Source organism: Candidatus Phycosocius bacilliformis (assembly GCF_003112735.1).
In the GTDB taxonomy this organism is placed as follows: domain Bacteria; phylum Pseudomonadota; class Alphaproteobacteria; order Caulobacterales; family Aquidulcibacteraceae; genus Aquidulcibacter; species Aquidulcibacter bacilliformis.
Genome location: NZ_BFBR01000005.1, coordinates 25000 through 37691 on the forward strand (window position 1 = coordinate 25000; position 12692 = coordinate 37691).

Here is a 12692-nt window from a genome sequence, read left to right on the forward strand (position 1 = left end):
GTGACTAAATTCCAGTGAAGTGAATTGGCACTTATCCCACCAGCTTGGATAATCGTGTGCGCGTCTTTGGGTCAATGAGCCGCGCACCACTGCGGATGTTAGACCGCACCCTCATCGCTCTTGATCAGAAAATGGCCGTGCAACGCCGCAATCGGATCGGCGCGGTCAAATTGCCACGCCTCAACCCGCACATTGGCGATCCGACGACCCAGCTTGGTGACATGGGCGCGCGCATAGGTGTCGACCGGTCGACCAGAGCGCAAGTAATCGATAGAAATATCAATAACCTTCGGGACTTTCTTTCCACCTTGTGCGAGGAAGATTTGGGCAACAGCCGTCAATTCCATCAAGGCCCCAACCACCCCACCATGCAAGGCCGGCAGCATCGGATTGCCGATCAACTCATCCTTATAGGGCAGAATGGCGGTCAATTCGTCGCCCTTGAGCTCCAGACGGACACCCAGGAATTTGGCATAGGGCACGGCCTCGAACATGGCACTCAGCTCAGCCAGATCAACGCGGGTTGGCGGTGCAGACGTCTCGCTCATGCCGGTGGTCTCCGGTTCTTGCCCATGCGCGAGGATGTCCCCATCATGAAGGCAGCTTGCGCCGCGGCCACCGGATCGGTTTCATCCGCACTGTCGAATGCAAAGGCGCGCACAAAGGCCACCGTCTTGGTCATGCGATAGCAATGGGCGTCAGCCCGGATCGTTGCCCCTTTGCGCGCGGGCCGCATGTAATCAATGCGCAGATCAAGTGTGGCGGTTGAGGTCGGCTCGCTCAAGGCCGCAAAAGCCGCCACCCCACAGCTATTGTCCAGAAGCGTGGTGACCACACCTGAGGCAATCACCCCCGTCTCAGGATCGCCGACCAAATCCTCGCGCCAGTCGACTTCCACCACCGCGCGCGCTTCCGTGATCGACACCACCCGCATGCCCAGCGCGCGCGCCTGAGGCGTGCCCTGGATCATCATGGCACCCGCACTCGCCATTTTCTGCCACAAAGGCGTTTCATCATTCATGAAACAAGTCTAGCCATATGTTGACGGCTTGAAAATGCGGGCGTGCAGACCGCCGCCCTTTAGTCAGGACATGACACCATGGTTTCAAAATTGTTTGGCACACACAACCAGTTGCTTACCGAGCGGGGGGCCCTCCTCCTCCGTCTGACAACAGGGCTCTTCATCGGGCTCTTGGTGGGTCTGTTGATCGACCATGACGGCAAGGGTGGTGTCCTGGCGGCCTTGGGCCAAGATTGGCGGGAGATTTTGGCCCAGTCCTTGACCCTCTTGGCCTTTGTGCTGTGGGCCAATGCAGCAGTGATGCGGCGGATTAGCTTGGCAGCTTGGACCGGTTTGGTTGCGGTCGTGCTGATTTTTGTTAGCTGGCACGCACAGAAGCTTGTGGGAACGGCTAATGTCAGCGAGCTCGCTTATGTCATGATCCTGCTGGCCTTGAGCTTTATTGCCAATGAGCTCGTGTCGAGTGCCGATCAAGCCGGCAAAATTGTTGCTCCTTATGAACTCTATTTCGACGAAGCATGGAAGCGCGGGGTGCAATTGGCCTTGGCCATTTTCTTCACCCTTTTGTTCTGGGCCATCCTGGTACTGGGCGCTGCATTATTGGGTTTCATCGGCTTTAACTGGCTGAAAAAGCTGTTGGATGAGCCGCTTGTGGCAACACCTCTGTTAGGCTTGGCCTTTGCCAGTGCTGTGCATTTGGGAGACATCCAGCCGCGCCTGTTGACACAGGTCCGAGCCCTCGCGCTGGGGGTTTTGGGCTGGCTTTTGCCTGTGATCAGCTTGATTGGCGTCATCTTCGCGGTCAGCCTGCTGTTCAGCGGCCTGCAGCCATTGTGGGACACACGCGCTGCCACAGCGACCTTGCTCAGTGCCTGTATTGCCTTTGTCCTGCTGATCAATGCAGCCTTCCAACAGGGTGAGGATGAACGCAAAGTCGCACTGGTCTTGAAATGGAGTGTGCGGCTGGGCTGTCTCTTGCTGCTCTTGTTTGCGGTTTTGGCGGCATGGAGTCTCAGCCTGCGGATTTTCCAATATGGGCTGACCATTGATCGGGCCTATGCGGCCATGGTGGTGGTGATCGCCTTGGCCTATGGCGTTGGCTACAGCATCGCGGTGTTTAAACCCGGCCCGTGGATGGCGGGCCTGAAACCGGCCAATATTGGCTTGGCCATGTTCAAATGCGTCGTGTTTTTGGCCGTTTTGACCCCCTTGGCTGCTCCGGCACGCTTAAGTGTTGATCATCAGGTCAGTCGTCTGCTCAAGGGGCAGGTCAAGCCTGAACGCTTTGACTGGTTCGTGCTGAGTGCCGATACCGGCCAATATGGCAAGTCCGCTCTGGCCAAACTTGTTGCCTCCAAGGACCCCACGATCGTAAGCTGGGCTCAAAAAGCCAGCGACGGCAAGCTGGAGCGGCGTCGCTATGACCTCGACCCGGAATTGGAGGCAGAAGTGACCAAGCCGGCCGATCTGACGCGCTTGGCAGTCGTCAGCCCCAAGGGTGCGAAGTTGCCCGCGAGCTTCATCGCCACCAACTTCCATGCTCTGCCAGACTTCACCGTGCCACGCTGTTTGATGTTTGAGCCGATGCGGGACGCCGACCGCTGCCACGCGGCCCTGATCAATCTTGATGCCAGCCCCGATCTGGAAGTCGCCATTCTGTCCAGCGACGAGGGTCTATCCATCTTCAAGCAAAGCCCGACTGGCTGGATCGGCCTGATCCAATCGCAACGGCTTTATGATGAGGCGGCTTCCCAGGCGTTCAAGAACGGCGAGATCAGGTCTGCTGAACCGGTTCTGCGTGACATCATTTTGGGCGACACAAGACTGCGACTGACCCCCGTGCCCCCGGAAGGGGCGGGACAGCCTGCTGTCCTGTTTGACGCAACACCTCTCCCCCCTTCAAAACCCTAATCAATCTGGCTAAGCCGTCGCCACATCATTCATGAGGAACACCATGAGCACCCGTACCGAAACCGACACATTTGGCCCGATTGACGTAGCTGCCGATGCCTATTGGGGGGCACAAGCCGAACGCTCCCGCGGCAATTTCAAGATTGGCTGGGAAAAACAACCCTTGTCGATCGTCAAGGCGTTGGGGATTGTCAAACTGGCTGCCGCGCGGGCCAATATGAAATTGGGCAAGATGGACACCGCCATGGGCGAGGTCATTATCAAGGCTGCCCAAGAAGTGATTGATGGAAAGCTCAACGACCACTTCCCTTTGGTGGTCTGGCAAACCGGGTCTGGTACCCAATCCAATATGAATGCCAATGAGGTGATCTCGAACCGCGCCATTGAGATGCTGGGCGGGGAAATGGGCTCAAAAAAGCCGGTTCACCCCAATGATCATGTCAATATGAGCCAAAGCTCCAACGATACGTTCCCGACGGCCATGCATATTGCCTGTGCGCTGGAAGTCACCCACCATTTGTTGCCGGCGCTGACCCATCTGCACGGCGCCCTCGACGCCAAAGCCAAGGCCTGGGCGGACATTATCAAAATTGGCCGCACCCATACCCAGGATGCAACGCCAGTCACATTGGGCCAAGAGTTTTCAGGCTATGCCCAGCAGATCGCCAATGGCATTGCCCGTATCAAGCAGACTTTGCCAGCCTTGATGGAGCTGGCCCAAGGCGGCACCGCTGTGGGCACGGGCCTGGCCTCGCCTGTGGGTTTTGCGCAAGCCGTCGCAGAAGAGATCGCGGCGATCACCGGCTTGGGCTTTACCTCCGCCCCCAATAAGTTCGAGGCCTTGGCCGCCCATGATGCCATGGTCTTCACCCATGGGGCGATCACCACAGTGGCCATGAGCTGCTTTAAAATTGCCAATGATATCCGCTTCTTGGGCTCAGGCCCGCGGGCCGGTCTGGGCGAATTGGCCCTGCCAGAGAATGAGCCCGGCAGCTCTATCATGCCCGGCAAAGTGAACCCGACCCAATGCGAAGCCCTCACCCAGGTTTGCGCGCACATCTTGGGCAATAATGCCGCCATCGCCTTTGCCGGAAGCCAAGGTCATTTCGAGCTCAATGTGTTCAACCCGATGATGGCCTATAATTTCCTGCAATCGGTGCAGCTTTTGGGCGATGCCGCTGTCAGCTTCACCGATAATTGCGTGGTGGGGATTGAGCCGCGCCTCGACAATATCGCCAAGGGCCTCGCCAATTCCTTGATGCTGGTGACGCCTCTGAAGGAAAAATACGGCTATGATCTGGCCGCCAAAGTCGCCAAAACCGCCCATAAGAATGGCACGACCCTGCGCGAGGAAGCCATTGCCCTTGGGATTAGCGGGGAAGATTTTGATGCCATCGTGCGCCCCGAACTGATGATTGCACCGGGGTGAAGGGCAACAAAAAAGCCGGTTGGCGGCTTTTTTAAGCGTCCAACCGGCTCTTGATAATCGAGGGCAATCCACGCGTAGCTGGTACTTTTAAGAACCAAATTGGGCGTGCAAGTCTGTGATTGAGGATCTGTTTATCAGGACATTTCAGCTCTGATAAACGTGCTCGATCCTAGTCTGCGAGTTGCAGATTATCAGCTGACATTTTGCCGCTTTTGCGGTCGGCAACCAAATCATAGCTGAGCTTTTGGCCATCGCGCAGATCGTGCAGGCCAGCGCGTTCAACGGCGCTGATGTGAACAAAGGCGTCTGGGCCGCCCTGGTCTGGTGCGATAAAGCCAAAACCCTTTTGGCCATTGAACCATTTCACTGTTCCGGTAGTCATGTCGTAAGTCCATTCATAGTGTAACAGGTGCCTGCAACATGCTGGCACCTCAGCGTCGGCGTTTCAGGAGATATTTTTGAGAGCAGCGCCGAGTGTTTCAGCGAACAGACAAGCATAGAACCGTCATCAGACATGACCCCTATGCGCCTTTATCCTACAAGATGCAAGACAATTCGGCCCGCCCCGTTTGATCCAAGGCCTGATCCGCAAAATCTGCGGGGTGCCACATGGCCCATCACCCCCGCATGACTCGCCTAAGTGTCGACAATGACGTGCTTGTGATCCGACGGGCGGGGTTAAGGCACGCCTCAGCCCGTGATTGGGTTGCGCATGAGAGACCGATAAACTAGCTCTCATATATGCCCAATGCCATCAAGACATTACCGTCCTGGACGCTGGCTGCCCCCTTGGCCGGGATCATGGCCAGTGTGGCAAGCCTGTTTCTGGCAGATGCCAAGGGGTTGGGTCTGGCCGCAGCGGGTGTTCTGGCCTTGGTCCTGTTTGGCGCGGTGCTGGCAGCGGTTCACCATGCAGAAGTGGTTGCCCATCGGGTTGGCGAGCCCTTTGGTACGTTTCTGTTTGCGGTGGCGGTGACGGTTATCGAAGTCGGCCTGATTGTCTCCATCATGCTGGCCGGTGGGCCGGGTGCAGATGCCTTGGTGCGTGATACGGTGATGGCCGCCATCATGATCATCCTCAATGGCGTTGTTGGCCTATGTCTGTTGCTGGGCGGCATCCGCCATGGCGAGCAAACCTATGTGCAAACCGGGGTTTCAACCGCACTGGCCACTTTGGCGGCCTTGTCGGTCATGGTGCTCATCCTGCCCAACCATGTCACCAGCCTGCCCGGCCCCTATTACACCCAGACCCAATTAGCCTTTGTCGGGATTGTGTCCTTTGTGCTCTATGCCACCTTTATTTTGGTGCAGACCGTCCGCCATCGTGACTATTTTCTGCCCGAGGAAGAGGTAACCCGCGCCGATGAAGCCAATCATGCGCCACCACCATCCCCCCGTCAGACTGTCGTCAGTGGGCTCTTGCTGATCGCCTCCCTCTGCAGTGTGGTTTGGCTCGCCAAGACTTTGGCACCTACGCTTGAGACATTGGTTGTCGATGCCGGGGCACCCAAGTCGATTGTCGGGGTTGTGATTGCAGGGCTTGTGCTGTTGCCTGAAGGACTGGCTGCCGTGCGCGCGGCGCGTGCCAATCGCTTGCAGAATAGCCTCAATCTGGCACTGGGCTCGGCGCTGGCCACCATCGGCTTGACCATTCCGGTCGTGGCGGCCCTCGCCCTTGTTTTTGACTGGCAGCTGATCCTTGGGGTCAGTCCATCCAACACAGTGCTGATCCTGCTCACCTTGCTCGTGGCCACGCTGTCACTGTCCACAGGCCGCACCACGGTCATGCAGGGCGCGATCCACCTTGTGCTCTTTGCCGTCTTCTTATTCCTTTTAAGCGTGCCCTAGAAGACCAAGCCAATACCCACGCCTCGACCAATTCTTTGAGCACGTCGAGCGGCACAAAGCCGCTGCCCAAAACGATGTCGTGGAAGGTTTTGATGTCGAAACGGGCACCCAATCGGCGTTGAGCTGCCGCGCGCAGACGCAGGATTTCCATTTGGCCGATCAGATAGGCCGTGGCTTGGCCCGGCATGACGATATAGCGGTTGATGTCGCGCGTGGCGCTTTCAAGATCACCGGGTTGATTGGCCAGAATATAGCCAATCGCCTGTTCCTTCGGCCACCGCTTGGCGTGCAGGCCTGTATCCACCACAAGACGGATTGCCCGGCGCAATTCGAGAACCTGGCGACCAAAATCCGAGTAAGGGTCCTGATAAAAGCCCATATCCTTGCCCAAATGTTCCGCATAAAGGCCCCAGCCTTCCGAATAAGCGGTAAAGCGGGCAAACTTGCGAAAGCGCGGCAGGCCCGTCAGTTCCTGGGCGATGGCAATCTGCATATGATGGCCGGGCAAACCCTCATGATAGGCCAAGGCCTCCATCTGATAAGTCGGAATCGCCTTCACATTGAACGTGTTGACGTAATAATAGCCCGGCCGCTTGCCATCTGCGGATGGCCGGGAATAGAAGGCCAGTCCCGCCGAGGCCTCTCGGAAAGGTTCCACCGCGCGCACCTGCAAGGCTGCTTTGGGCATCAGATTGAAGGCCGTCGGCAAGCGTTGGCGCATCGCATCAATCACCGCAGTGGCTTGGGCGACATAGCTCGCCTTGCCCTCGGGCGTATCAGCAACAAAAAAGCGGGGATCGGTTTCCATCATATCAAAGAAGGCTTCGCGCGTGCCGGTGAAGCCGGTCTTCTTCATAATGGCTTCCATCTCGCCATGGATGCGGGCGACCGCATCCAGACCCAATTGGTGGATTTCATGCGCACTCAGATTGGTCGTGGTCTGGCTGGCCAGACGTTCGGCATAATAAGCTTCCCCATCAGGAAGCGCCCAGACACCGTCGGTCGTGCGGGCGCTGGCCTGCTGGCGGCTCATCTCGGTGATAATCGCCTCATAGGCCGGCTTGACCTTTGCCAAGAGGGCCTTCTTGGCCTGATCTTTCAAGCGGGCTTTGGTCGGACCATCCAATGTGGTGCGGTCAATCTTGGTCTGGATGTCATTCCACAAAACAGAGGCCTGACCGCCGTCGGCGAAAGGCGCACCAGCCAATAAATTGCGACAATCGCTGATGACGAAATCATAGATATGGCGCGGCGGCGTGATGCCACGACCGGCCGCAGCATAAGAGCGCTCCAGCAATTCAGCGACTTTTTCTGGTAGTGTCTCGAGGCGCGAAATATAGGCCTCTGCATCCTCAAGACTGTTGACGCTGTGATTATTGGCCAAAAAGGTCGGGATGGCGGATTGGGCTCCGTTCATTTGGTCGAACAGATAGCCATGGTTGCGAAACGGCACATGGGCTTGGGCTTGACGTGTCAATTTGTCGAACAGGCGCACACTTAAGCGATCGGTTTCACCAAGGCGGGACCCCCTCACCAAACGCGCAATCTCCTCATTGGCCCTGACTTGAAGTGCCAAGCCATCGGCCTCAAAGGCTTCTGTTTCATCCGTCCAGCGATCTTGTCCGCGCTTGTCGCCCAAGGTGGTGGCAAACTCTGGGTTACGCAGGACTTGGGTTTCAAAATAGGCTTCAAACCGCGCATTCAACTGAGCTGAGACATCAGCAGCCCACGCCGGATCGGACAACCCCGCCAATCCCAGCGTGGCAGTGGAGGTGGCAAGCATCTGGCGGCGGTTGAGCATTATGGGCCTTTCCAAGTTTTAAAGCGCTTTCAAAGCAGCTTGCAGGATTTTGAGGTCTTCGGGAAGCTCGCTTTGAAAGGCGAGCCGTTCACTGGTTGCAGGGTGGGTAAAGGCAAGGGTTTCAGCATGCAAGGCTTGGCGGGTCAGGCGGGCAGTCTCAGGCAGAGCGGCCTGCAAGGCGCGCGCTGGACGGGTGTCACCATAGACCCGGTCTCCGATCAAGGGCATGCCGATATGGGCCATATGGACCCGGATCTGATGGGTGCGGCCTGTCTCCAGCACACAGGCGATTTCGCTGGCCACCGCCCCCGCTTGGCCTTGGAACCCGATACCATAGCGGTTGATCGTTTCGTAATTGGTCATCGCAGGCTTGCCCGCGTGGGAAGTATCGGCCACCACCGCCATACGCTTGCGGTCGCGTGGGTCACGCGCCAAGCGCGCCTCAACCCGTCCGGACTTGGGCCACGGGCTTTTGGGTTGACCGACGCCAAAGGCCCGATAGCGCCGCGAGATGGTGCGATCCTGAAATTGTCGCCCCAATGAGGCCAGCGCAAACTCGCTTTTGCACACCACCATCACCCCGGACGTATCCATATCCAGCCGGTGGACAATGCCAGGCCGACCTGTCGCCCCCACCACTTTTAAACTCTCCCCGGCGTGCCACAGCACCGCATTGACCAATGTCCCGGTCCAGTTTCCCGGCGCGGGATGTACCGACAGGCCTGCAGGCTTATCCACCACCAAAACATGGGCGTCTTCATAGAGGATGGACAGCGGGATGTTTTCAGGCTGGGGTTCAGCGGGTTCTGGCGGCGGGATCTCAAGGCGATAGCGCACCCCGGCCCGCACTTTGGCCGCAGGATTAAGCTCCTTCTCTCCATTGCGAAAGACTCGCGCGGCTTCGATCAGATGCTTGATGCGCGAGCGTGATAGGGCCGGAAAATGTTCTGCCAGAAACTTATCGAGCCGCTCACCAGCAGCATCGGGCGGGGCAATGACCTCTTGCAAGTCCGGTCCGATCGCCTCACCCAGAGCCGGATCGCCCTCGAAGGCACCAAAGTCATCCTCTTCCATCGGCTGGCTTATTGGGCGCGAAAGTCAAGCGTGGTCCAAGCGCCGAACCACGCCACAAGCGCATAGACCGCCACATTCTGACGCACAGACTCCACATCCACCTTCTCAAGAATGTCATCGGGTGTGTGGTGGATGGAGAAATATTTGCTGGCATCTTGCTGCAAATCCATCACCGGGACACCCAAGGGCCGCAGGGCGGAGATATCAGATTGGCCACGCGCATTGTCGCCCCTGCGGGCCACGCCCAAGGGCTGAAGCGCTGTTGCAATTGCGGCCTTTGCGGTCTCTGTGGCCGCACCAAAACCAAAGTCGACTTGATAAATCCGGCCATCACCGGAATCAGATTCAGCAGCCAGCACATAGGAGGCGGCCTTGTCTTTCATGGCATTGGCATGGGCGGCAGCCCCAATCAGGCCGACTTCTTCTGCCCCGAAATAAATGATGCGGATGGAACGTTTCGGCGGGCCTGCCACATCGGCAACCAAACGGGCCGCAGCCGTCACAATGCCGCAGCCAACACCATCATCCAAGGCCCCAGTACCCAAATCCCAGGAGTCCAAATGGCAAGCCAGCACGACATAGTCATCAGGCCGCTCTGTGCCGCGCATTTCGGCAATCACATTGCCGGATTGGGCCGCAGGCTGCACTTTGGTTTCGACCTCCATCCGCACACGGGTTGGCCCCTTGGCCAATACCCGGCCCAATTGATTGGCATCGGCATTGGCCAGAATCAAAACGGGCAAAACCCCCTGTTGACCGCGCGCGCCTTGGCCGACATGGACTTCCCGCTCGGAGGTTCCCGCAGATCGGATCAGACAGCCAATGGCACCACGCTCTGCTGCCACAGCCGAACATTCACGCCGCTTAACCACGGCCGTGCCATAGCCGCTGCCATCCTTGGTCACCGGCATTATGTCATCAACAAAGGCGATCTTGCCATAAAGAGAGCCTGGTGCTGCGGCGCGAAGTGCGGCCATATCGGCAAAGCGCACCACCTCGCCTTCCAGCCCACCAGCAGGCGTGGAGGGTGATCCGCCGGTGGCATGCACTTCCAAGCGCTGGGCATGGGGGCCGACAATCGCGGCACTTTCATGAACCCGTTCCCAAGCCGTTAGCGGGAAGGTCTCGATCCGGGCGTTGCTAAAGCCCTCCTGCGTCAGCCGGGCCACCGCCCAATCGCGCGCACGGGCTTCAGCTTGCGTGCCGGCCAGACGTGGGCCGATGTCGGTGGTCAAATCGCGGGTGAAAGCATAGGCGCGATCATCTTTCAGCGCCGCCTCAATAATGGCTTTGACCGGGGGGTTGGGCTGGACGTTTTGTGCCAATGCCATCCCGGGAAGGATCCAAGCCAAAGCAATCAATCCCGCTGCAGTCACTTTCATCATCAAACACCCCTTTACGCCGACCTTCGCCGACAATGCTAGTCGGGACCGGCATCGGGAAGCAAGCGAATTTGGCCTGATGTTTCAGGTCTGAACAGCCCAATCAGAGCGCGCGTTCAAGCTTGGCGAGTTCAACTTCAGCCCGCAGCTCAACATCATCCAGAAGCGCATTCAGGGCCGGATCATCCACCGCGTCGCGATGCTCACGCAAGGATTGTGACAGACGGGCGACTTGTTCGCGGCTGACCCCCTCACCCAAAATGGCTAAGCGGATTCCCTCCAATTGGTCGAGCAAATTGGTGGAGCGCCTTGTTGCGCGCTTGCGTCGCTCGGCAATGTCGTCTTCGCCCTGTAACGCCAGCAAAGCACCGACAGTGGCAATCGAGCTTGCCGCCACAGGTCGATTGACCTGGGCCGGCCCCCCTTCGATCTGGCCGGGCAACGCAAAACCGGGCGCAGCCCCGCCGCCTGCGCGCCGGACGCCTGAAAGATTTGACGTGGCAGAGGGGCCATTAACTTTCATAATCTGAGTGATGCGATGCGCCGGTTAAGGCCTGATTAACAGATGATCACCGAGGGCCCATCAGAGGGCAGAAACTACCAGGACTGGGCAGACTTTGCCGGGGGCATGGCAAATCGAAAACCATCTATCCCATTTAAATTATTATTTTTAAACATCTTTTATTGTGAAGCCTGCGGCATGAATTTCGCATGACCTTTTGCGATGACTTACATGACCCAGCCCGTATTCCGTCTTGTCGCCAGCCTCTGTCTGTGGGTCGGCCTTGGCCTCAGCATGACCCTGCCAAGCCAAAGCCTCGCCCAATCACGCATCAAAGATTTGGTGCAAATCGAAGGTGTGCGCGACAACCAGCTCATTGGCTATGGCATTGTTGTCGGCCTTGCCGGAACAGGCGACGGGCTGCGCAATTCCCCATTCACACGCCAGAGCTTGGAAGCCATGCTTGAGCGCATGGGCGTCAACACGCGCGACCAGAATCTGCAGACCAAGAATGTCGCCGCCGTTATGGTGACCGCCAGCCTGCCACCATTTGCCACGCAGGGGACACGGCTTGATGTGTCGGTTTCAGCTTTTGGCGATGCCAAAAGCCTGGAAGGCGGCACTTTGCTGGTGACGCCTTTGATGGGGGCGGATGGTCAGGTCTATGCGGTGGCTCAAGGCCAGCTGACGGTGGGCGGTTTCACCGCCACGGGCAATTCAGGCACCAGTGTCAGCCGGGGTGTCAGCACCAATGGCCGCATTGCCAATGGCGCATTGATTGAGCGCGAGTTGCGCTTTGATCTGGCCGGCCAGACTGAATTGCGTCTGGCCCTGCGCAATCCAGATTTCACCACAGCCCGCCGCATTGCCAATGCCATCAACACCAATCTGGGCGTCGCCGCAGCCGCGGTTGAGAACCCCTCCACGGTCGTGCTGTCGCGACCCATCGGTTATCCCGGCGATATGGTTGGCCTGATCAGCCGGGTTGAACGCCTGACCGTGACGCCTGACTTGATTGCCAAAATCATTGTGGATGAAGCGTCGGGCATTGTGGTCATGGGCGACAATGTGCGTGTATCCACCGTTGCTGTCGCGCAAGGTAATCTCACCGTTTCAGTCCAGGAAACCCCGCTGGTGAGCCAGCCCAATGCCTTGAGCGATGGGCAAACAACCGTTGTCCCGCGCTCGGACGTCTCAGTGGAAGAAGATAAGGGCGATCTCACCATGATCCGCGGCGGCGTGCCGCTGCGCGACTTGGTAGAGGGCCTCAATTCTTTGGGGGTCAATCCGCGTGACCTCATTCAAATTCTCCAGGCGCTGAAAGCGTCTGGTGCCCTGCAAGCCGACATTGAAGTGATGTAGGAGGCCTGAGCCATGGATAGACTGACACCCACTTTATCCCTGCCCCCCGTACAGACACAGTCTGCCTCGGTTGAGGTGTTGGGCGCGCGCGTCCGCAGCTTGAAAAGCAATGACGAGATGGACCGCACCGCGCGCGAATTTGAACGCATGGCGCTCGCCCAGATGTTATCGCTGATGGAAACTGACACTGACATGTCGGATTCAATGTTTGGCGGCGGGGCGGCAGAACGGGCCTTCAAACCGTTCCTGACCGAAGAATATGCCCGCGGCTTTAGCGAACAGGGCGGCATTGGCATCGCCCAAGCTGTCAAGCGCGAGATGTTGAAACTGCAAGAATTCGCCCAGTCCCAAGGAGGATAATC

General features: G+C 58.0%; 12 protein-coding genes. 5 read left to right on the forward strand and 7 right to left on the reverse strand.

The window, feature by feature from the left end:
• Nucleotides 1-98: 98 nt before the first annotated feature.
• The gene (locus tag PbB2_RS08680) at nucleotides 99-548 is read right to left on the reverse strand and encodes a PaaI family thioesterase (RefSeq protein ID WP_108984935.1); all 450 of its coding nucleotides are present in this window, start codon (nucleotides 546-548) and stop codon (nucleotides 99-101) included.
• Nucleotides 545-1021: a PaaI family thioesterase gene (locus PbB2_RS08685; RefSeq protein ID WP_108984936.1), complete on the reverse strand. Its 477-nt coding sequence runs from the start codon at nucleotides 1019-1021 to the stop codon at nucleotides 545-547. Before PbB2_RS08685 ends, PbB2_RS08680 begins: the two co-directional genes overlap by 4 nt.
• A gap of 78 nt (nucleotides 1022-1099) precedes the next feature.
• Between PbB2_RS08685 and PbB2_RS08690 the strand changes: the two genes are divergently transcribed.
• Nucleotides 1100-2932 carry a DUF4153 domain-containing protein gene (locus PbB2_RS08690; RefSeq protein ID WP_108984937.1) on the forward strand — a complete coding sequence of 611 codons (1833 nt, stop codon included), beginning with the start codon at nucleotides 1100-1102 and terminating at the stop codon, nucleotides 2930-2932.
• A 43-nt stretch (nucleotides 2933-2975) separates the two neighbouring features.
• Nucleotides 2976-4361, forward strand: coding sequence for a class II fumarate hydratase (fumC, locus tag PbB2_RS08695; RefSeq protein ID WP_108984938.1), 1386 nt, complete (start codon nucleotides 2976-2978; stop codon nucleotides 4359-4361).
• A gap of 169 nt (nucleotides 4362-4530) precedes the next feature.
• On the opposite strand, the gene PbB2_RS08700 is transcribed toward fumC, so the two are convergent.
• Entirely contained in the window at nucleotides 4531-4743 is a 213-nt protein-coding gene (locus tag PbB2_RS08700) for a cold-shock protein (RefSeq protein ID WP_108984939.1), read from the reverse strand.
• A gap of 359 nt (nucleotides 4744-5102) precedes the next feature.
• Between PbB2_RS08700 and PbB2_RS08705 the strand changes: the two genes are divergently transcribed.
• A complete protein-coding gene (locus tag PbB2_RS08705; RefSeq protein WP_108984940.1) occupies nucleotides 5103-6209 on the forward strand; it encodes a calcium:cation antiporter in 1107 nt (368 codons plus the stop codon).
• Here PbB2_RS08705 and PbB2_RS08710 read toward each other — a convergent pair.
• The 4 genes from PbB2_RS08710 to PbB2_RS08725 all read right to left on the reverse strand — a co-directional run bounded on the left by PbB2_RS08710 (nucleotide 6145) and on the right by PbB2_RS08725 (nucleotide 10989).
• Entirely contained in the window at nucleotides 6145-8010 is a 1866-nt protein-coding gene (locus tag PbB2_RS08710; protein ID WP_108984941.1) for a DUF885 domain-containing protein, read from the reverse strand. The two genes, PbB2_RS08705 and PbB2_RS08710, sit on opposite strands and share 65 nt — an antisense overlap.
• A gap of 18 nt (nucleotides 8011-8028) precedes the next feature.
• Nucleotides 8029-9084 carry an RluA family pseudouridine synthase gene (locus PbB2_RS08715; protein ID WP_108984942.1) on the reverse strand — a complete coding sequence of 352 codons (1056 nt, stop codon included), beginning with the start codon at nucleotides 9082-9084 and terminating at the stop codon, nucleotides 8029-8031.
• An 8-nt stretch (nucleotides 9085-9092) separates the two neighbouring features.
• On the reverse strand, nucleotides 9093-10469 hold the full coding sequence (locus tag PbB2_RS08720; RefSeq protein ID WP_108984943.1) for a M28 family peptidase: 1377 nt from the start codon (nucleotides 10467-10469) through the stop codon (nucleotides 9093-9095).
• A 100-nt stretch (nucleotides 10470-10569) separates the two neighbouring features.
• Nucleotides 10570-10989, reverse strand: a complete 420-nt coding sequence (locus PbB2_RS08725; protein WP_108984944.1) for a flagellar assembly protein FliX — start codon at nucleotides 10987-10989, stop codon at nucleotides 10570-10572.
• A gap of 210 nt (nucleotides 10990-11199) precedes the next feature.
• On the opposite strand from PbB2_RS08725, the gene PbB2_RS08730 reads away from it, so the two are divergent.
• Nucleotides 11200-12330 (forward strand): flagellar basal body P-ring protein FlgI, encoded by a 1131-nt coding sequence (locus PbB2_RS08730; protein WP_238164935.1) that lies wholly within the window; start codon nucleotides 11200-11202, stop codon nucleotides 12328-12330.
• 12 nt (nucleotides 12331-12342) lie between these two features.
• Nucleotides 12343-12690, forward strand: coding sequence for a rod-binding protein (locus PbB2_RS08735; protein WP_108984946.1), 348 nt, complete (start codon nucleotides 12343-12345; stop codon nucleotides 12688-12690).
• Nucleotides 12691-12692 lie beyond the last annotated feature (2 nt).